This window comes from Klebsiella sp. CTHL.F3a, from assembly GCF_019890895.1.
Lineage (GTDB): Bacteria > Pseudomonadota > Gammaproteobacteria > Enterobacterales > Enterobacteriaceae > Klebsiella > Klebsiella grimontii.
On the sequence record NZ_CP082360.1, the window covers coordinates 3475533 to 3493971 of the forward strand.

The following is an 18439-nucleotide window of genomic DNA, read 5'->3' on the forward strand; positions in this document are numbered from 1 at the left end:
TAATCACGCCATCCGCGGTAACTTAGCTTCTTCCGGTGAGTCAAGTTCAAAGAATGCTTCTGCTTTAAAATTAAATAACCGCGCCAGCAGCAGGCTGGGGAAAGACTCGACCAGGATATTGAAATCGCGCACCGAGCCGTTGAAGTAGCGACGAGCCATCTGCAGCTGCTCTTCTATTTCGCTGAGCGATTGCTGTAAAGCAAGGTAGTTTTCGCTGGCTTTAAGTTCTGGATACGCTTCGCCGAGCGCGAAAACGCGCCCTAGCGTGCCAGAGTACTGGCGTTCGCTGTCGGCGATTTGTCGGGTGCTGCCGACCAGTTCGCCACGCTGGCGGGAGATCTCTTCCAGCAGTTCTTTTTCATGCTGCGCATAGCGTTTCACCAGGCTCAGCAGATTCGGCGCCAGGTCGTGGCGACGCTTAAGCTGTACGGCAATACCGCTCCAGGCTTCGTCTTTAAAACGTCGCAGGGAGATAAAGCGGTTATAGGTCATTACGACCCAAATGAGGACGACAACGAGTACGGCGAGGCCGATATACATTTCCATATGCGAGATCCATGAGCAGAGTAGGCTTTAGACCAGGACACCTGAGTCCTTGGCGATCGTTAAGGCACTCATACTGGCACATTCGTCCCTGCCGGGTAAATCAGGTTTCACGATGGACTTTTAGCAGATAAGAAAAAACCGCCGGCCCTGCCCAAAGCCTGTTGGCGTTATTGGGCAAGACCGGCGGTCTTAAGTCAGCGCGCTGAGTTATTCAGCTGGTGCAGGCATTTTACCTTCCGGCGCTTTACGATCTGTCAGATGCTTCTCAAAATTGGCATTGAACTGTTTTTTCTGTTCCGGCGTCAGGATGTTGTAAATCTTGTTCTGGGTTTCCAGACGCGCCAGCGCCATCTCTTTATGCTGGGCCTCCATCTTATCAATCTGCGCTTCCGCTTTTGCCTTATCGAAGGTATCGCTGGCTACCAGCTCATGCATCGCGCGGCGCTCATCCAGGGATGGACGTTTCATGTTGTCGCGCTGGTTCTTCATGATGTCGCGGATTTGCGTTCTCTGCGCATCGGTCAGGTTCAGACCTTTAAACATCATTTCGTGCGGGCCGCCAGGTCCGCGCTTATGATGCATCATCGGCGCGTTATCGGTTGGGGTAGCCGTAGTGTCAGCCGCGTGGGCCAGGTTAGCCGCGCCCAGAGCCAGAGTAGAGGCAACAAACAGTGCTGTAATCTTCTTCATCGTTCAATCCTTACTTTGCGTTATTCTTACGGCGCGTTGCCGTGTTGACGAGATTAACTTTACGACGTTTATCGTCAATTAATCAGAGCAAGCGTAAAACATTGAAAGTGTAAAAAACATTTTCTCGCCAATTATGGAGAAAATAAGGAAAATGAGGAGACAAGTGTCAGAAAAAATAAATAACAGGCTGTTTTACCGAGAAATTATGGAGATTATAAATCAGCAGAGATTAAAAACAAAGCATTTAACCAGGAATAATCTGCAATCAATGGACAGAGCACGAAAAAATAAGATGACAGTGGAAAAATAAAAACCGAAATAAACGCCGCCGCCCGGACGGGCGACGGATTCACTGGAAGCGCTGCAGCATCAGCCCGGCGCGCTGGCCCAAGGCGACGCTGGGATTGGGGAACAGAATGTACTCTTGCTCCCCTTCCACCACATAGCGAGTGTCGCCATCCTCAGCAAGCAGCGTCCCGGCGGCAAACGGCGTAAAGTTCAGCGTCTGCGCCGACATATGCAGCTGGAACCTGTCGCTGCTGCGGGTGATTTGCTGTACCACCCTGTAGCGCAGCGGCGTGTGCTCAGCTTCCAGCGTCACCTCCCCCGCCAGCAGCAGCGACAGCGCGCGTTGAGTCGCCGCGAACAAGCGCAGATCGTTTTCGCCAAAAGGTAGCGCCTTACCGAGCTCCAGCGTGCAGGAGCGCGCGCCGAAGCGTTCGCAGCTGAAATGGGTAAAGGTCCCGCCCGGCTGCTGATGAAACACCAGCGCCTCCAGCCCTGCCGCCCCCAGCCAGCGCAAAAACGCTTCATCCCATGGGGTATCCCGCGCCGGCAGGACACCAAAGCGGGTATGCAGCGAACCGCGTATGGCGGTATGTAAATCCAGGTGCCAGCGCTCGCCGGACGTCCCGGCATAAAATCGCGCCAGCGCATGCTCCAGCTGCCGGGCGCGAACGGTTTCATCGCTGGCGCTAAAAGCGCGCCATCGCTCGCCGAACATACGGTTGATATCGCTATGCAGATAGCGCTTGTTGGCCCTTAACGCCTGAGGGTTACCGAAGATAACCAGCAGCCGCCAGCGTAGCGGCATTTCCCCACGAAACAGCTGTCGCAGCAGGAGATCGGTGATTTCGACCGGCGCGGTTTCATTGCCGTGAAGTCCGGATGACAAAACCAGCGACCGATCGCAGGGCTCATGGGGAACGAGCTGCAGAATGCCGCAGTCAATCCAGTGCCAGCGAAACTGTGCGGTTTGGCCATGAAAATGGTGGGGCAAACGCCCCGCCAGAGTGAGTGCCAGAAAGTCGTCCACGACGCCTCCTTATTATTGCTGGAACGGATACACTGAGCCCAGGCACAAGATCTGCGTTAAATGGTCGAGCGCTTCGCGGCCTTCACGCAGAAGCTGCGGATCCGCGAGATCGGCCTGGGTCAGGCGATCGCGATAGTAGCGGTCTACCCAGTCATTCAGGGTGGCGAATAGCGCATCGTTCATCATCACCGCCGGATTCACCGCCTGTCGCTCGTCCTCAGTCAGCACTACCCGCAGCCGCAGGCAGGCCGGTCCGCCGCCGTTGGCCATGCTTTCGCGCAGATCGTAAACCTGCAGCTCATCGATCGGGTTATCGCCTTCCACCAGTCGGTTCAGGTAGCGCCAGACGCCCGGGTGTTCCTGCGCCTCCAGCGGCAGAATCAGCCGCATCCCACCCTCCCGTTTGCTCAACAGCTGACTGTTGAACAGATAGGTCGCCACCGCGTCTTCTACCGAAACCTGGCTTGCCGGTACGACGAGCGGCGTAAATCCGGGAACCTGCTGCGCCAGCTGCTGCAGGAGCTGCGGCTGGTCAACAAACGCCTGCTCGTGACAAAACAGCACCTGCTGATTGCTTACCGCAATCACATCGTTATGAAACACGCCTTTATCAATCACCGCCGGATTTTGTCGGGCGAAAATCACCTGCCGGGGATTGACCTGATTCAGGCGGGCAACGGCCTGGCTGGCCTCGAGCGTCTGCCGCGCCGGGTAGCGCAGCGGATTATCTTCGCCCCCCTGCTGGCGGCCGTAAATAAACAGCTGCACGCCGGGCGCGCCGTAGTCGCCGCCGAGGCGGTTATGGTTTGCCGCCCCTTCGTCGCCGAACAGCGATACCTGGGGCAACGCGCCGTGGACGGCAAACCGCTGCTCATCGGGGAAAATCGCCTTTAGCAGCGCTTCGGTGGTCGGCGCTTCGCTGGCGCGGTGGAATTTATCGTTCAGGTTTGCGACGGTCAGATGCACCCGGCCATCCAGCGAGTCGGCTGAGGGCGAGACCGTGGCGGCATTGGCGACCCACATCGATGACGCGGAGCTGACCGCCGACAGCAGTTCCGGCGCCTGGCGCGCCGCCTTTTCCAGTACCTGCTCATCGCTGCCGTCAAAACCAATCTGGCGCAACAGCGGAATGTTTGGCCGCTCCTGCGGCGGGATCAGCGCCTGCGGATAGCCCGCATCCGCCAGCGCTTTCATTTTCTTCAGCCCCTGCTTTGCCGCCAGCTGCGGGTTAGACACCCGATAGCGGTGTTTTGTCGAGGCTTCGTTGCCGAAGGATAAGCCCGCATAGTGGTGGGTCAGGCCCGGCAGCCCGTCAAAGTTCACTTCCCAGGCTTTCATTGGGATGTCTCCTGACGAAAATTCAGCCCCGGGCTGAGGGTAGCCGGTAGCGACAACTCCGGCGATTCCAGGCTGGCCATCGGCCAGGCGCAATAGTCCGCAGCGTACCAGGCCCCCGGACGATGGTTGCCGGAAGCGCCGGTACCGCCGAACGGCGCGGTGCTGGCGGCGCCGGTCAACGGTTTATTCCAGTTAACGATACCGGCCCGCGCCTCCAGCAGCAGCTGGTCGAATTTGTCGCGTTCGGCGGAGATCAGCCCGCAGGAAAGCCCGAAACGGGTCGCATTAGCGAGGGCAATCGCCTCATCAAAATGGTCATAGCGCCAGACGCAGAGCAGCGGGCCGAAGACCTCTTCGTCAGCCACCTGTGCAACTTCGCCCATGTCGATAATGCCCGGCGTCAGCAGCGAGGTTCCGGCCTGCAGCAGGCGCGGCTCCAGCAGGGTTTTGCCGCCGCTGGCCACGTGTGCCAGCCAGGCTTGATGCACCTTTTGCGCCGCCTGCGCTGAAATTAATCCGCCAAGAAACGGCTGGGGCTCGGCGTCCCACGCGGCGGGAATCAGCGTTTGTGACACCGTCACAAGACGTTTAAGAAACGCATCGCCCGCCTCGCCGCGCTTTACCAGTAGCCGACGCGCGCAGGTACAGCGCTGTCCGGCAGTAATAAAGGCCGATTGAATCGTCAGATGCACGGCGGCATCAATATCCTGAGGATCATCCACGATCAGCGGGTTGTTGCCGCCCATCTCGAGGGCAAGAATTTTTTCCGGCTGCCCGGCAAGCTGGCGATGAAGCTGAAAACCGGTAGCAGAGCTGCCGGTAAACAGCAGGCCGTCGATATCCGCCTGGCCGCTCAGCGCCTCGCCGGTTTCCCGTCCGCCCTGGAGCAGGTTAAGCACGCCCGGGGGCAGGCCGGCTTCGGCCCATAGCTTCACCACCGCCTCGCCGCTTTGCGGCGTCAGCTCGCTGGGTTTGAATACCACGGTATTCCCCGCCAGCAGCGCCGGAACGATATGACCGTTAGGCAGATGCCCGGGAAAATTGTAGGGGCCAAATACCGCCAGCACGCCGTGCGGACGGTGGCGTAGCGTCGCCTCGCCGTCCGCCATCGCGGTCTGCGCTTCTCCAGTACGGCTATGGTAAGCGTTCACCGAAATGGCGATTTTATTGATCATCGCGGCAATTTCCGTTGCCGCTTCCCAGCGCGGTTTGCCGGTCTCCCCGGCGATAACCGCGGTTAATTCGCTTTTGTTCGCTTCCAGTAGCGAAGCAAACTTTTCCGCGATCGCTTTCCGGGCGGCAAACGGCTGACGGGCCCAGGCGGGAAACGCCGCACGCGCCGCGCTGACCGCCAGCGCAACCTGCCCGGCATCGGCATCGTTGCCCTGCCACAGCAGCGCCTGGCTTACCGGGTTATGTTTACTACGGGCCGGGCCGCGACCGCTTTGCCAGTCGCCGTTAATCCATAAACTCATGATTTTTTCTCCTCGGGGCACAAACGAACCAAGCGAATCTGGTCGCCGGGGTGGCATTTCAGGGCATCCAGCTCGCGCGCGCTTAGCACCAGGCGGTCGCTCTCCGGGTCGGCGTAAACTAACATGGCGCGAAACTGCTGGTACTGCTCATTGGCCACCAGGCACGCTGGCCACTCGCCCGGCGCGGGCTGGCCTTCGGCGACGGTGACCAGCCGACTTTTGCGAATAGCCCTCACCCGGTCAATTTCGCATTCCAGCGTCGGGCCGCCGTCAAAAATATCGACGTAGTTGAGATAGCGGAACCCCTCTTTCTCCAGCACCGCGCGGGCCGGGGCGGTTTGCGGATGGACCTCACCGATGACCGCTCGCGCCTCGTCGCTTAAAAAGTCGATATACAGTGGATGCTTCGGCATCAGGGCGGCGATAAACGCTTTTTGCCCGGTACCACACAGATAGTCGGCGCGGGAGAACTCCATCGCGAAGAAGCGCTTTCCAAGACTCTCCCAGAACGGCGAGTAACCGTGTTCGTCGATGACGCCGCGCATTTCCGCCACGACCTTTTCGTTGAAACGTTCGCGAAAAGCGGCCATAAACAGAAAGCGTGATTTCGACAGCAGGTAGCCGTTGCCCTCTTTCCGCCATTTTGGATCCAGGAAGAGCGTGCATAGCTCGCTGCTGCCGGTATGATCGTTACTCAGGAACAGCGTCGGCAGGGCGTTGTAGACGTTAAGCTCTTTCGACGCGTGCACCTGGGTACCAACGCGATAGTTGTACCAGGGGTCGTTAAGCCCAACGGCCACCTCAATGGCGCAAATTCCCGCCACCGCGCCGCTGGCGCAGTCCTCAAGAACGAAGACATACCCCTGCTCGCTTTTGGGCAGCTCGCCGCGCCAGGTCATCTGCGAACGTTCAATGCGCGCGGCCAGCGTGGCTTCATCAGCCGGCAACGACGTCAGGCCGCCGCCGGTCTCTCCGGCCAGGGTCAGTAGCCCCGGCAGATCGCCTTTTTCTACCGGACGGATCACCATCATGATGAGACTCCCGCGAGAAAGCGTTTGCAGGCCAGCTCGAAACGATCCAGACCGCTGTTAACCTCGTCCTCGCTGATAATCAGCGCCGGAGCGAAGCGCACCACGTTGGCGCCGGCAATCAAAATCATCAGCCCCTCTTCCGCCGCCTGATTGCTGATAGCCTTCGCCTTGCCGGCATACTCGTCCTTCAGCACGCAGCCGATAAGCAGCCCCAGGCCGCGGATCTCTTTAAACAGGCCGTAACGCGCGTTGATCGCGTTGAGCCGTTCGCAGAACCACTGATGGCGCTGCTTAACACCATTGAGAACCTCGCGGGTGTTGACGATGGCAAACACTTCCCCCGCCACCGCGCAGGCCAACGGGTTACCGCCGTAGGTGGTGCCGTGGGTACCGACGGTCATCACGCTGGCGCAGCGCTCCGATGCCAGTAGCGCGCCAATCGGGAAACCGCCGCCCAGCGCCTTGGCGGTGGAAAGCAGGTCCGGCGTCACGCCGTAGTGCATATAGGCGTACAGCTCCCCGGTGCGGCCGACGCCGGTCTGGACTTCGTCGAAAATCAGCAGCGCGTTGTGCGCATCGCACAGTTCACGCAGGCCGCGCAGGAAGTCCGCATCCGCAGGCACGACGCCGCCTTCACCCTGCATCGGTTCAACGATCACCGCGCAGGTATTGTCGTCGATCAGCGCCTTTGCCGAATCGAGATCGTTATAGATAGCGTGCTGAATCTGCGGCGGCAGCGGCGCAAAATCCTGCGAATAGGCCGGCTGGCCGCCCGCGGAAACGGTAAACAGCGTGCGGCCGTGGAAGGCATTTTTGAACGCCACGATGCCGCTTTTCTCACTACCGAAACGATCATGGGCATATTTGCGCGCCACTTTTAGCGCCGCTTCGTTGGCTTCGGCCCCGGAGTTACAGAAAAAAATCCGGTCGGCAAAAGTGGAGTCAATCAGCTGTTTAGCCAGACGCAATACCGGTTCGTTGGTGTAACCGTTGCCGGTATGCCAGAACTTTTCCGCCTGCCCGGTCAGCGCTTTAACCAGCCGAGGATGAGCGTGGCCGAGGGCGTTCACCGCAATGCCGCCGGCAAAATCGATATACTCTTTTCCCTGCTGATCCCACAGGCGTGACCCCTCGCCGCGTACCGGAATAAAAGCCGCTGGCGCGTATACAGGCATCATCCATTCATCAAAGTTGCTACGCGTAATTGACTGAGACATATCGACCTCTTCCGGTAAATAAAAAGTTTAAATAATGTTAATGAATATGGTTAGTACGCTGTAAATGTAGATTGCACGGTTCGTGCCAGCCAGAGGTAAAAATGCATAAATCGAGGTCGATAACGAAATATCAATAAGTTACGAAAGACCGTTATTCACATAAAATGCATAAAAAGTGAATAAAAATGCTAAAAGAGGCTTTTGCAGTGGAATAAAAAGAAAGATTATGCAGGGGTAAGATATAATTCTGTAATTGTGATCCTTGACGAAATTTATCGGCAATAATCGCCCTTTTTTGGCGCAGCGCGTTCCAGAATGGTGCACAGTTTGTGCAAACAGGCTACCAACCGCTGCAATCGGCAGAATAAAGCGCCTTTGCGCAGCCAGCCCGGCGAATTTCTGCTACCATCCCTGCACTATTCACCTTGCACAGTGGCAGCGACTATGAAATTTGTCTCTTTTAATATCAACGGCCTGCGTGCCCGCCCGCATCAGCTGGCCGCCATCATCGATAAACACCAGCCCGATGTCATCGGCCTACAGGAAACCAAAGTCCACGACGACATGTTTCCCCTCGAAGAGGTGGCGAAGCTGGGCTACAACGTCTTTTATCACGGGCAGAAAGGCCACTACGGCGTCGCGCTGCTGACCAAAGAGACGCCGATCGCCGTGCGTCGCGGTTTCCCGAACGATGGTGAAGAGGCCCAGCGCCGCATCATCATGGCGGAAATCCCTTCCCCGTTTGGCAACCTGACGGTGATTAACGGCTATTTTCCGCAGGGCGAAAGCCGCGATCATGAAACCAAATTCCCGGCGAAAGCGGCGTTTTACCAGAACCTGCAAAACTACCTCGATACTGAACTGAATAAAGAGAATCCGGTGCTGATCATGGGCGACATGAATATCAGCCCCACCGACCTTGATATCGGCATCGGCGAAGAGAACCGTAAGCGTTGGCTGCGTACCGGCAAATGTTCATTCCTGCCGGAAGAGCGCGAATGGATGGAGCGCCTGCTGGGCTGGGGCCTGGTGGATACGTACCGCCATGCGAACCCGCAGGATAACGAGCACTTCTCGTGGTTCGACTATCGTTCTAAGGGCTTTGACGATAACCGCGGGCTGCGCATCGACCTGCTGCTGGCAAGCACCCCGCTGGCGCAGCGCTGTGTCGAAACCGGCATCGACTACGAAATTCGTGGAATGGAAAAACCCTCCGACCACGCGCCGGTATGGGCGACCTTTAAGGTCTAAACCGCCGCGTCATCAGGCTCACTGGCCCGCAGAGCCTGAGCCATATCAAAAAAGCCGCCGTCAGCGATTGTGAACGGCGGCAAACTATTATACTGTCGCGCGCACTTTTGACCGCCGCGCAATACAGGAGAACCCAATGCAAAAGAAGCCGTCATAAAGCAGAGTATAAGCTGCTTTTTGTTGTGGTCGTATTGAGCATTGTCGCCTGTATTATTCAGCAGTCGGGTTTTGCCGAGCTGGTTACCCATTTTGACCGTCTGCGCGAGGCCATCCGTCAGAGCGGCGCCTTCGGCTATACGCTCTATATTCTGCTGTTTATCGTCGCCACCCTGTTTTTAATACCGGGCTCTATTTTGGTGATTGCCGGCGGAGTCATTTTTGGTCCGCTCGCGGGGACCTTGCTATCGCTGCTGGCGGCGACGTTCGCCTCTTCCCTGTCGTTTCTGTTCGCCCGCTGGCTGGGCCGCGAGCTGCTGCTTAAATACATCGGGCAGACGACGATATTTCAGGCCATTGAAAAAGGCATCGCCCGTAGCGGCGCCGATTTTTTAATTCTGACCCGGCTCATCCCGCTGTTTCCCTATAATATCCAGAACTACGCCTATGGCCTGACGGCGATTCCGTTCTGGACGTTTACCTTTATTTCCGCCCTCACCACCTTGCCCGGCATATTTATCTATACGCTGATGGCCAGCGAGCTTATTCGCGAGGGTGTCACCCCCCTGTTTGTACTGAAACTGACGCTCGCGGGGCTGGCCTTATTTGCCCTGATTCAGGCGGCGAAAAGCTATGCCCGCTATCGGCGGATCGCTACGCCACGTTTACGGTCTAACGATGAAAAATAGCAACGCGCTCTCGCGGATAGCCATTGGCATTACGCTGCTTGCGTTTCTGCTGGCATGGTGGCTGATACCCGGCGTAGATGGGTTTATGCAGCGCAGCCTCGCGGCCTTTGCCACGCTCGATCAGCAGGCTGTTGAACGCTTTATCGACGCCTGGGGCCCGCAGGCGGCGCTGGTCTCCTTCGCGCTGATGATTCTGCAGGCGATTATCGCCCCGCTTCCCGCCTTTCTGATCACCTTTGCCAACGCCTCCCTGTTCGGGGCTTTCTGGGGCGGCGCGCTGTCGTGGGTAAGCGCTATGGCCGGGGCGGCGCTGTGCTTTTTTATCGCCAGAGCGCTTGGCCGAGAGGCGGTGGAAAAACTCACCGGCAAAAATGTATTACAGAGTATGGATGGCTTTTTTACCCGCTATGGCAAACACACCATATTAATCTGCCGTCTGCTGCCCTTCGTGCCATTCGATCCGGTGAGCTACGCCGCCGGGCTGACGTCAATGCGCTTTCGCCACTTTATGCTGGCCACCGGCCTCGGCCAGTTGCCCGCGACGATAGTTTATTCGTGGACCGGCAGCCTGCTGTCCGGCAGCACCTTCTGGCTGGTCACCGGTTTATCAATCCTGTTTGCGCTGGCCATTGTGGTGGTGGTCGCGAAAGCGCTCTATCTTGAACAACAAAAGAGGCGTTCACGATGAGCTTACCCCCTCTGAAGTCCATTCCGCTGATTCTTCGCCCGCAGGCCTGGCTGCATCGCCGCCACTACGGCGAGGTACTCAGCCCTATCCGCTGGTGGGGCCGTATTCCGCTGGTGTTTTACCTGGTGTCGATGTTCGTCGGCTATCTGGAGCGTAAGCGTTCGCCCCTCGATCCGGTGCTGCGCTCGCTGGTCAGCGCCCGCGTCGCGCAGCTGTGCCTGTGCGAGTTTTGCATTGATATCACCAATATGAAGCTGGCGGAACGCAGCGGCGGCAGCGATAAACTGCTGGCGGTCGCCGAATGGCGGGACAGCGCGCTATTCAGCGAGCGCGAGCGGCTGGCGCTGGAGTATGCCGAGGCGGCCAGCATGACGCCGCCGGTGGTCGACGATGCGCTGCGCGACAGGCTGGCAGGTCAGTTTGACGCCCGCACGCTCACCGAACTCACGGCGCTGATCGGTTTACAAAACCTGTCGGCGCGCTTTAATTCAGCCATGGCAATCCCCGCCCAAGGATTGTGCCGGATCCCAACCGATTCAAAACCATAAGGAGCGGTTATGCGCAGTATGTTGGTCTTCGCTTTACTGTTGCTCTCCCCGCTGGCCGCCAGCGCGGGATGGCAATCCACGCTACAAGAAGCCCGCGGCCAGACGGTGTGGTTTAATGCCTGGGGGGGCGATCCGGCGGTTAACCGCTATCTCGACTGGGTCAGCGGTGAGGTGAAGCGCGATTACGCTATCGACCTGCGCATCGTGCATATTGCCGATGCCGCCGATGCGGTCAAGCGCATCCAGAGCGAAGCCCGCGCCGGACGCAGTCAAGGTGGTTCCATCGATCTGCTGTGGGTAAATGGCGAGAACTTCCGCACCCTGAAAAACGCCAGTCTGCTGCAAACCCGGTGGGCGGAAACCCTGCCCAACTGGCGCTTCGTTGATACGCAAAAGCCGGTGCGCGAGGATTTCTCCCTGCCGACCGATGGGGCGGAGTCCCCGTGGGGCGGCGCGCAGCTCACCTTTATCGCTCGCCGTTCACAAACACCCAACGCGCCGCAAAATCCGCAGGCGCTGCTGGCTTTCGTCGCCGCGCATCCCGGCAGCGTCACCTATCCGCGTCCGCCGGATTTTACCGGTACCGCGTTTCTTGAACAGCTGCTGCTGACGCTGACCCCGCGGCCCGACGCGCTGCGCCAGCCGCCTGAGGAGGCCACCTTCGCCGCCGTGAGCGCGCCGCTGTGGCACTATCTTGACCAGCTTCACCCACTGCTATGGCGCCAGGGCCGTGACTTCCCGGCTTCGCCCGCCCGCATGGATGCCATGCTGAAGAGTGGGACCCTCAGGCTGTCCATCACCTTTAACCCGCTGCACGCGCAGCAAAAAGCGGCCAGCGGTGAGCTACCCGAAGACAGCTACGGCTTCGGCTTCAGCCAGGGGATGCTCGGTAATGTCCACTTTGTGGCGATCCCGGCCAATGCCCGGGCGACGGCGGGGGCGAAAGTGGTGGCGAATTTCCTGCTCTCGCCGCAGGCCCAGCTGCGCAAAGCCGACCCGGCGGTATGGGGCGACCCCAGCGTGCTGGATCCAGCGAAATTAAGCGACACTGAGCGGCAGGCCCTTAACGCCGTTGTGCCGCAGAATATGCCGCCGATGCTGGGTGAACCGCACGCGGCCTGGGTAGAAGCGCTGGAGCAGGAATGGCTGCGCCGCTACGGCACACACTAAGGCTGCTGATCTGGGCCGCCATCGCGCTGATCTATCTGCCGCTGCTGCCGGCCGCTGGGCTAATGGCGCTTCCGGCGCTTCGCCTCTCCCTCTGGCAGTCGCTGTTTGCCGACCCGCAGTTTGGTCAGGCGCTGGCGGCGACTCTCGTCTCAACCTTGCTGTCGGTGGGCGGCGCGCTAATTATCACGCTCACCGTCGCGGCCGCGCTCTGGCCGTCGGGCGGCTGGCGACGGCTGGCGGCCAGGCTTCCGTTGCTGCTGGCGGTGCCCCACGTGGCCTTCGCTACTGCCGCCCTGCTGCTGTTTGCCGAAGGCGGCTGGCTCTCTCGCCTTTTCCCGCTCCTTAACCCGCCGATCGACCGCTACGGCATCGGACTGGGCCTGACGATGGCGATTAAAGAGAGCACGTTCCTGCTGTGGGTGGTTTACGGTCTGCTGGGTGAAAAACGCCTCGCCGGACAGGCAACGGTATTAAAAAGCCTCGGCTACGGACGCTGGCAGTGCCTGAAGTGGTTGGTGTTACCCACCCTGCTTCCGGCGCTGTCGATAGTGCTGCTGGCGACTGCCGCCTGGAGCCTTTCGGCGGTCGACGTCGCGCTGGTGATCGGGCCGGGCAACCCGCCGACCCTGGCGGTGCTTGCCTGGCAATGGTTAAGCCAGGGCGATGAGCACCAGCAGGCGAAAGGCGCCCTCGCCAGTCTGATACTGCTGCTGACCCTCGCTATGATGACGCTGGGGGCATGGGGAGTCTGGGGTATCTGGCGACGACGGATCCCGCCGGTTAAGGGGATCCGTCGCCCGCAGCCGCGGGCGCTAGCCGGGAAAAGCTTCGCCCTTCTTCTACCGCTGTGTGGGGTGGCCTGCGCCCTGCTGCTTGCCGCGGCGGCGCAGACTAGCCTGCCGGTCCAAGATAGCGTCGGCAACAGCCTGTGGCTTGGGCTATGCTCAGCATCGATCGGCGTGGTCATCTGTCTGCTATGGCTGGCGCTGGGCCCCTCCCGCTTCGGCGAATGGATCTGGCTGCCGCTGATTTTACCGGCGCTGCCGCTGGTGGACGGTCAATATCAGCTGGCGCTGTATACGTGGCAGGACGGCGAATGGCTCACCGTTTTATGGGGGCATTTGCTGTGGGTCGTACCGTGGATGCTGTTTATTCTGCGTCCCGCGTGGCGCGCTCGCGATCCGCGCGCGGAGCTCGTCGCCCGTACCCTCGGCTGGCAACGAGGCCGCATCTTCTGGCTGGTCACGTTACCCGCTCTGACCCGTCCGCTGCTGACGGCGCTGGCGGTGGGCTTTTCGGTAAGCATCGCGCAATATCTGCCGACGTTATGGCTGGGAGGCGGACGGGTTGTGACCCTGACCAGCGAAGCGGTGGCGCTGAGCAGCGGCGGCGATACGTCCACCCTCGCCGCGCAGGCGCTGTGGCAGTTGCTGTTACCGGCGCTGTTTTTTGCCGCCACCGCGCTGCTGGCCTGGCTGATCGGCCGATATCGACAAGGATTACGCTAATGTTGATCGTCAAAAACCTTACTCTGCGCCTCAAAGAAGAGCCTCTGCTGCGCAACGTCGATTTTTCCGTTGCTCCCGGCGAGGTCCTGACCTTGATGGGGCCATCCGGTAGCGGCAAATCAACGCTCTTCTCCTGGATGATCGGCGCGTTGGAAGAGAGCTTCCACGCCGCGGGCGAACTGTGGCTGGATAATCAGCGCTGCGACAGTTTACCCACCGAGCGGCGCCGTATCGGCATTCTGTTCCAGGATGCGTTGCTGTTCGACCACTTCAGCGTCGGGCAAAATCTGCTGCTGGCGCTTGCCTCTGACGTTAGCGGCCCACAGCGCAAAGCCCGGGTCGAGCAGGCGCTGGAGCGCGCCGGTCTGGCGGGATTCTATACTCGCGATCCGGCGACGCTTTCCGGCGGCCAGCGGGCGCGGGTCAGCCTGCTGCGTGCCCTGCTGGCCAGGCCGCGGGCGCTGCTGCTGGATGAGCCATTTAATCGCCTCGACGTTGCGCTGCGCGCCGATTTTCGCCGCTGGGTGTTCAACGAACTCGCGCGGCAGGCGATCCCCGCGGTGCTGGTCACGCATGATGACCAGGATACGCCCTCCGGAGGGCGCTGCTTGCATATGGGGATCTGGCAATGAAAGCCTGCGCTATCGCAAAGAATTCTCCGCTTATAACGCGGAGAATTGCCGCTCAATTTTCTACTGTCGGGCATTTCGATGAAACGTGTTTCTCAACTGACCGCACTCGCCCTGCTGATGGGGCTTGCTGCCGCTTCCACCTCCGCCGCTGAAACTATGCCAACGCTAACGCTTTCCACGCTGCAACAGCACAATGGCGTCGCCATTGATACGCGTCTTAGCGCTTTCTATAACGGTTGGCCGCAAGGCGCCAATGGCCCTCAGGGCCATGAACCGCAGGCGCTCAACCTCGCCGCCGGCTGGCTTAGCGCAATGACCGACGAACAGCTGGGCGCCTGGGCTAAGCTGCACAATCTGCAGGCCTCAACGCCAATTGCGCTGTACGGCGATGCCGACGACAACGCGAAAGTCGCGGCGCGCCTTAAGGCCGCAGGTTTCACTCATCTCAGCTCGCTTGACGACGCCCTGAGCCAGGCAGAGCGCCTGCAGAAGCTGCCGCACTTTGAACAGCTGGTGTATCCGCAGTGGCTGCACGACCTCCAGCAGGATAAACCGGTCACCGCCGCGCCTGCCGGACACTGGAAGGTGTTCGAGGCCGCCTGGGGCGCGCCGAAGTTTTATCTGCTGAGCCATATTCCGGGCGCCGGGTATATCGATACCAACGAGGTGGAGAGCGAGCCGCTATGGAACAAAGTCTCCGACGCGCAGCTTAAAGCGATGCTGGCAAAACACGGTATTCGCCATGACACCACGGTGATTTTGTACGGTCGCGACGTGTATGCCGCCGCCCGCGTGGCGCAGATCATGCTTTACGCCGGAGTGAAGGATGTGCGCCTGCTCGACGGCGGCTGGAAAACCTGGTCCGACGCCGGGCTGCCGGTCGAGCGCGGAACCCCGCCGAAGCAGAAGCCCGAGCCGGAGTTCGGCGCGCCGATCCCAGGTCAGCCGCAGCTGATGCTCAATACCGAGCAGGCTCGCGCCCTGCTGCACCGTCAGGACGCCTCGCTGGTGAGCATTCGTTCCTGGCCGGAGTTTATCGGCACCACCAGCGGCTACAGCTATATCAAGCCGATGGGGGAAATTGCCGGCGCCCGCTGGGGCCATGCCGGAAGCGACTCCACCCATATGGAGGATTTCCATAATCCAGACGGCACCATGCGTAGCGCAGATGATATCGCCGCGATGTGGAAATCATGGAATATTCTGCCAAACCAGCAGGTCTCTTTTTACTGCGGTACCGGCTGGCGCGCCTCAGAAACCTTTATGTATGCCCGGGCGATGGGCTGGAACAACGTCTCGGTCTACGACGGCGGCTGGTACGAGTGGAGCAGCAACCCGGAAAACCCGGTCTCGCGCGGGGAACGCGGCCCGGAAAGCAGTATGTAATTCGCCTGTTGACCATATGAACCGCCGGGAAGCATTCGTCCCGGCGTATTTCCCGAAGACGGCGCTGGCGCACCGGACCGCTGACGACTGCGGCACCGTAGCCCGGCTAAGCGCAGCGCGAGCCGGGAAAAACCTGCCCATCAATCTCTGACCTGCTTCAGGGTCAGGTATCCGCTCCACACCCGCGTAAAGGTCGTCAGCCAGCACAGCGCGCCAAAAATCCACGCCAGCCACGCAAACCACGCCGGGAACAGGCAGCTCAGCACAAACAGCGCGATAGTTTCCGTCCCTTCCGTCAGCCCGCCAAGGTAATAAAACGATTTATGGGCATAGCCCGGATTATCGATCTGATGCTTAGCCGCCAGCGCGGCAAAGGCGAGAAAGCTGCTGCCGGTGCCGATAAACGCGAATAGTAGCCAGCCGCCCGCCAGCGCGTTGTGCGCCGGATCGGCAAGAATAAAGCCAAACGGCACCAGAGCGTAAAACAAGAAATCGAGCGAAATATCGAGAAAACCGCCAGCATCGGTCAATCCGCGTCGCCGGGCCAGCGCGCCGTCTAAGCCGTCCAGCAGGCGATTGAGCACGATCGCCGCCAGCGCCGCCGGATACCAGCCCAGGGCTAAAAACGGCAGCGCCAGCACGCCAATCGCAAAGCCAAATAGCGTCAGGCCATCGGGAGAGATAGCCGGACGATCCAACAAGCCGGCGGCAGCGTTAAGGACAGGTTTCAGGCGGGGATGCAAATGACGGTCAAGCACAAAGTCTCTCCAGCGGATTCAGGGTTGTTTGACGGGGACAAGGACGGTGATAATAGGCCATTATCCCGTACAGAACGATGATTCACATGCTAAAAACCCTTGATGTTGTTGCCGCCATTATCGAACGCGATGGGCAAATTCTGCTGGCGCAGCGGCCGCCCCACGCGGATCAACCGGGAATGTGGGAGTTGGCCGGAGGAAAAGTCGAACCCGGCGAAACCCAGGCCCAGGCGCTGGCGCGTGAGCTCCAGGAAGAGCTGGCGATCGACGCCTGGCCGGAATGCTATATCGCCAGCCATCAGCGCGAAGTTTCCGCCCGCCTGATTCATCTTCACGCCTGGTGGGTTCCACATTTTCACGGTGAACCCAGCGCCCGCTACCACAGCCAGCTGCGCTGGTGTTCACCGCAGGAGGCGTTAACCTTTCCTCTTGCGCCAGCCGATATTCCCCTGCTCGAAACCTTTATCGCCCAGCGCGCCGCTCTCCATTCCCGCTAATTTTGTCAGGTGGTTGTCATCGCTTTTGATTATGACCACCGCCTGATTATAAATTTTGCTTTCTGAACAATTTTTCCTTGCTTAACTAACGATTTCCGATGGTATAGTCGGAAAATCGGCTTTTTCAAGGGCCGAATCATAATAAATAGACGCAACCACAACCATAAGGGGAACTTATATCTATGGATCAGACGTGCACTCTGGAAGGTTTTCTCGCCCGCGTTCAACAGCGCGATCCAAATCAAACTGAATTTGCTCAGGCGGTCCGCGAGGTGATGACCACCCTGTGGCCATTCCTTGAGGAAAATCCGCGCTATCGTCAGATGAATTTGCTGGAACGTCTGGTTGAACCGGAGCGTGCTATCCAGTTCCGCGTCGTTTGGGTTGATGACCGCAATCAGGTTCAGGTTAACCGCGCCTGGCGCGTGCAGTTCAACTCCGCCATCGGCCCTTATAAGGGCGGCATGCGTTTCCACCCCTCCGTAAACCTGTCGATTCTGAAATTCCTCGGTTTTGAACAAACCTTCAAAAACGCTCTGACCACCCTGCCAATGGGCGGCGGTAAGGGCGGCAGCGACTTCGATCCCAAAGGCAAAAGCGATGGCGAAGTGATGCGTTTCTGTCAGGCGCTGATGACCGAACTCTATCGCCACCTCGGCCCGGATACCGACGTGCCGGCCGGTGATATCGGCGTGGGCGGTCGTGAAGTGGGCTTTATGGCCGGGATGATGCGTAAGCTCTCCAACAACAGCGCCTGCGTATTCACCGGTAAAGGTCTCTCCTTCGGCGGCAGCCTGATTCGTCCGGAAGCCACCGGTTATGGTCTGATTTACTTCACCGAAGCGATGCTTAAGCGCCACGGTTTGGGCTTTGAAGGGGCTCGCGTCGCGGTGTCCGGTTCGGGCAACGTGGCGCAGTACGCGATTGAAAAAGCCATGGAGCTCGGCGCACGGGTGATTACAGCTTCCGACTCCAACGGTACCGTGGTTGATGAATCTGGCTTCACCAAAGAAAAACTGGCGCGCCTGATCGACATTAAAGAGCGCTGCCACGGCCGCGTGGCGGATTACGCGCGCGAGTTCGGCCTGACCTACCTTGAAGGCAAACAGCCGTGGTCCGTGCCGGTGGATATCGCTCTGCCATGCGCCACGCAGAACGAGCTGGACGTCGACGCTGCCCGTCAGCTGATTGCCAACGGCGTGAAGGCCGTCGCGGAAGGCGCCAACATGCCAACCACTATTGCGGCGACCGATCTATTCCTCGAAGCGGGCGTGCTGTTCGCGCCGGGTAAAGCGGCGAACGCCGGCGGAGTAGCCACTTCAGGTCTGGAAATGGCGCAAAACGCCGCCCGCATGGGCTGGAAAGCGGAGAAAGTGGATGCCCGTCTGCACCATATCATGCTGGATATCCACCACGCCTGCGTTGAATACGGCGGTGAAGCGAAGCAGACCAACTACGTACGCGGCGCGAATATCGCCGGTTTCGTGAAGGTCGCCGACGCAATGCTGGCGCAGGGCGTTATTTAAGTCCACTCGCTGAATGAA

The 18439-nt window shown here is 59.4% G+C and carries 18 protein-coding genes; 10 read left to right on the forward strand and 8 right to left on the reverse strand.

From position 1 onward, the window contains the following. Window positions 1-3: 3 nt before the first annotated feature. The 7 genes from K7H21_RS16355 to astC form a co-directional block, all read right to left on the reverse strand. Entirely contained in the window at window positions 4-546 is a 543-nt protein-coding gene (locus tag K7H21_RS16355; protein WP_004121356.1) for a LemA family protein, read from the reverse strand. 207 nt (window positions 547-753) lie between these two features. Then, window positions 754-1236 carry an ATP-independent periplasmic protein-refolding chaperone Spy gene (gene spy / locus K7H21_RS16360; protein WP_049112255.1) on the reverse strand — a complete coding sequence of 161 codons (483 nt, stop codon included), beginning with the start codon at window positions 1234-1236 and terminating at the stop codon, window positions 754-756. A 349-nt stretch (window positions 1237-1585) separates the two neighbouring features. Continuing rightward, window positions 1586-2551, reverse strand: coding sequence for a succinylglutamate desuccinylase (gene astE / locus K7H21_RS16365; RefSeq protein WP_049112254.1), 966 nt, complete (start codon window positions 2549-2551; stop codon window positions 1586-1588). A gap of 12 nt (window positions 2552-2563) precedes the next feature. Next, the gene (gene astB, locus K7H21_RS16370) at window positions 2564-3889 is read right to left on the reverse strand and encodes an N-succinylarginine dihydrolase (protein WP_004121363.1); all 1326 of its coding nucleotides are present in this window, start codon (window positions 3887-3889) and stop codon (window positions 2564-2566) included. Next, a complete protein-coding gene (gene astD, locus K7H21_RS16375) occupies window positions 3886-5364 on the reverse strand; it encodes a succinylglutamate-semialdehyde dehydrogenase (RefSeq protein ID WP_004121366.1) in 1479 nt (492 codons plus the stop codon). Before astD ends, astB begins: the two co-directional genes overlap by 4 nt. Then, entirely contained in the window at window positions 5361-6395 is a 1035-nt protein-coding gene (gene astA, locus K7H21_RS16380; RefSeq protein ID WP_004121368.1) for an arginine N-succinyltransferase, read from the reverse strand. The genes astD and astA overlap by 4 nt, the downstream gene beginning before the upstream one ends. Continuing rightward, the gene (gene astC / locus K7H21_RS16385; RefSeq protein ID WP_142445378.1) at window positions 6392-7612 is read right to left on the reverse strand and encodes a succinylornithine/acetylornithine transaminase; all 1221 of its coding nucleotides are present in this window, start codon (window positions 7610-7612) and stop codon (window positions 6392-6394) included. Before astC ends, astA begins: the two co-directional genes overlap by 4 nt. Before the next feature lie 444 nt (window positions 7613-8056). Here astC and xthA point away from each other — a divergent pair, with 444 nt between their 5' ends. The 8 genes from xthA (at window position 8057) to K7H21_RS16425 (ending at window position 15640) form a co-directional block, all read left to right on the forward strand. Next, complete coding sequence (gene xthA, locus K7H21_RS16390; protein WP_123828207.1) at window positions 8057-8863, forward strand: exodeoxyribonuclease III; 807 nt, start codon at window positions 8057-8059, stop codon at window positions 8861-8863. 182 nt (window positions 8864-9045) lie between these two features. Continuing rightward, entirely contained in the window at window positions 9046-9708 is a 663-nt protein-coding gene (locus tag K7H21_RS16395; RefSeq protein ID WP_142445379.1) for a TVP38/TMEM64 family protein, read from the forward strand. After that, a complete protein-coding gene (locus K7H21_RS16400; RefSeq protein WP_142445380.1) occupies window positions 9698-10396 on the forward strand; it encodes a TVP38/TMEM64 family protein in 699 nt (232 codons plus the stop codon). Before K7H21_RS16395 ends, K7H21_RS16400 begins: the two co-directional genes overlap by 11 nt. Next, on the forward strand, window positions 10393-10944 hold the full coding sequence (locus tag K7H21_RS16405; protein WP_142445381.1) for a carboxymuconolactone decarboxylase family protein: 552 nt from the start codon (window positions 10393-10395) through the stop codon (window positions 10942-10944). Before K7H21_RS16400 ends, K7H21_RS16405 begins: the two co-directional genes overlap by 4 nt. Window positions 10945-10953: 9 nt before the next feature. Next, window positions 10954-12114, forward strand: a complete 1161-nt coding sequence (locus K7H21_RS16410) for an ABC transporter substrate-binding protein (protein ID WP_142473421.1) — start codon at window positions 10954-10956, stop codon at window positions 12112-12114. After that, window positions 12087-13622: an ABC transporter permease subunit gene (locus tag K7H21_RS16415; RefSeq protein WP_223035223.1), complete on the forward strand. Its 1536-nt coding sequence runs from the start codon at window positions 12087-12089 to the stop codon at window positions 13620-13622. The genes K7H21_RS16410 and K7H21_RS16415 overlap by 28 nt, the downstream gene beginning before the upstream one ends. Beyond that, window positions 13622-14254 carry an ATP-binding cassette domain-containing protein gene (locus tag K7H21_RS16420; protein ID WP_112166368.1) on the forward strand — a complete coding sequence of 211 codons (633 nt, stop codon included), beginning with the start codon at window positions 13622-13624 and terminating at the stop codon, window positions 14252-14254. The genes K7H21_RS16415 and K7H21_RS16420 overlap by 1 nt, the downstream gene beginning before the upstream one ends. A 78-nt stretch (window positions 14255-14332) precedes the next feature. Further along, window positions 14333-15640 (forward strand): rhodanese-like domain-containing protein, encoded by a 1308-nt coding sequence (locus K7H21_RS16425; protein ID WP_223035224.1) that lies wholly within the window; start codon window positions 14333-14335, stop codon window positions 15638-15640. A 140-nt stretch (window positions 15641-15780) separates the two neighbouring features. Here the strand turns inward: K7H21_RS16425 and K7H21_RS16430 are convergent, their stop codons facing one another. Continuing rightward, window positions 15781-16398, reverse strand: a complete 618-nt coding sequence (locus tag K7H21_RS16430; protein ID WP_004121392.1) for a CDP-alcohol phosphatidyltransferase family protein — start codon at window positions 16396-16398, stop codon at window positions 15781-15783. Window positions 16399-16484: 86 nt separating this feature from the next. On the opposite strand from K7H21_RS16430, the gene K7H21_RS16435 reads away from it, so the two are divergent. Continuing rightward, window positions 16485-16895 carry a pyrimidine (deoxy)nucleoside triphosphate diphosphatase gene (locus K7H21_RS16435; protein ID WP_032742132.1) on the forward strand — a complete coding sequence of 137 codons (411 nt, stop codon included), beginning with the start codon at window positions 16485-16487 and terminating at the stop codon, window positions 16893-16895. A gap of 182 nt (window positions 16896-17077) precedes the next feature. Next, the gene (gdhA, locus tag K7H21_RS16440) at window positions 17078-18421 is read left to right on the forward strand and encodes an NADP-specific glutamate dehydrogenase (RefSeq protein ID WP_004121398.1); all 1344 of its coding nucleotides are present in this window, start codon (window positions 17078-17080) and stop codon (window positions 18419-18421) included. The last annotated feature ends 18 nt before the right edge of the window (window positions 18422-18439 follow it).

Excerpts from the sequence above, each read along its gene's own strand:
- K7H21_RS16410 (WP_142473421.1), top strand. The coding sequence starts at position 10,954 with ATGCGCAGTATGTTGGTCTTCGCTTTACTGTTGCTCTCCCCGCTGGCC.
- K7H21_RS16355 (WP_004121356.1), bottom strand. The coding sequence starts at position 546 with ATGGAAATGTATATCGGCCTCGCCGTACTCGTTGTCGTCCTCATTTGG.
- astA (WP_004121368.1), bottom strand. The coding sequence starts at position 6,395 with ATGATGGTGATCCGTCCGGTAGAAAAAGGCGATCTGCCGGGGCTACTG.
- astC (WP_142445378.1), bottom strand. The coding sequence starts at position 7,612 with ATGTCTCAGTCAATTACGCGTAGCAACTTTGATGAATGGATGATGCCT.
- K7H21_RS16420 (WP_112166368.1), top strand. The coding sequence starts at position 13,622 with ATGTTGATCGTCAAAAACCTTACTCTGCGCCTCAAAGAAGAGCCTCTG.
- K7H21_RS16425 (WP_223035224.1), top strand. The coding sequence starts at position 14,333 with ATGAAACGTGTTTCTCAACTGACCGCACTCGCCCTGCTGATGGGGCTT.
- K7H21_RS16435 (WP_032742132.1), top strand. The coding sequence starts at position 16,485 with ATGCTAAAAACCCTTGATGTTGTTGCCGCCATTATCGAACGCGATGGG.
- astB (WP_004121363.1), bottom strand. The coding sequence starts at position 3,889 with ATGAAAGCCTGGGAAGTGAACTTTGACGGGCTGCCGGGCCTGACCCAC.
- spy (WP_049112255.1), bottom strand. The coding sequence starts at position 1,236 with ATGAAGAAGATTACAGCACTGTTTGTTGCCTCTACTCTGGCTCTGGGC.
- K7H21_RS16400 (WP_142445380.1), top strand. The coding sequence starts at position 9,698 with ATGAAAAATAGCAACGCGCTCTCGCGGATAGCCATTGGCATTACGCTG.
- K7H21_RS16405 (WP_142445381.1), top strand. The coding sequence starts at position 10,393 with ATGAGCTTACCCCCTCTGAAGTCCATTCCGCTGATTCTTCGCCCGCAG.
- gdhA (WP_004121398.1), top strand. The coding sequence starts at position 17,078 with ATGGATCAGACGTGCACTCTGGAAGGTTTTCTCGCCCGCGTTCAACAG.
- K7H21_RS16415 (WP_223035223.1), top strand. The coding sequence starts at position 12,087 with ATGGCTGCGCCGCTACGGCACACACTAAGGCTGCTGATCTGGGCCGCC.
- xthA (WP_123828207.1), top strand. The coding sequence starts at position 8,057 with ATGAAATTTGTCTCTTTTAATATCAACGGCCTGCGTGCCCGCCCGCAT.
- astD (WP_004121366.1), bottom strand. The coding sequence starts at position 5,364 with ATGAGTTTATGGATTAACGGCGACTGGCAAAGCGGTCGCGGCCCGGCC.